This window comes from Gilvimarinus sp. 1_MG-2023, from assembly GCF_030548285.1.
Genome location: NZ_JAUOSC010000608.1, coordinates 1 through 317 on the forward strand (window position 1 = coordinate 1; position 317 = coordinate 317).

At 55.5% G+C, this 317-nt stretch carries 1 protein-coding gene; it reads left to right on the forward strand.

The window, feature by feature from the left end:
* Positions 1-184: 184 nt before the first annotated feature.
* Positions 185-317: ribbon-helix-helix domain-containing protein (locus tag Q4563_RS23660; protein WP_442903788.1), on the forward strand; the 133-nt coding region annotated here is incomplete at its 3' end.

Here is a 317-nt window from a genome sequence, read left to right on the forward strand (position 1 = left end):
GATGCCATCACGGATGGTAATCTGGTCACCGCACCCGCGTGGCCTGCCCACCCGGCCTGGTTGGCTCAATTTAACCAACTGCTGATGGCATTGTAAGTTTCCCTTCCTGCCAAACCCGCTAGAATCATCCAGACATGCCCTGCCATACCGCAGGGCATACTGGCCAGGGCCAGGAGAGGGTGTTATGTGTGAGATTTATTCTGCTGCCGAACCGGAGCTGTTTGAACTGAAAACCCGCTCCATCCGACTCGATGGTGTGGTCACCAGTATTCGGCTGGAAGCGGTTTTCTGGCATCTGCTGGAAAACATTGCCAGCG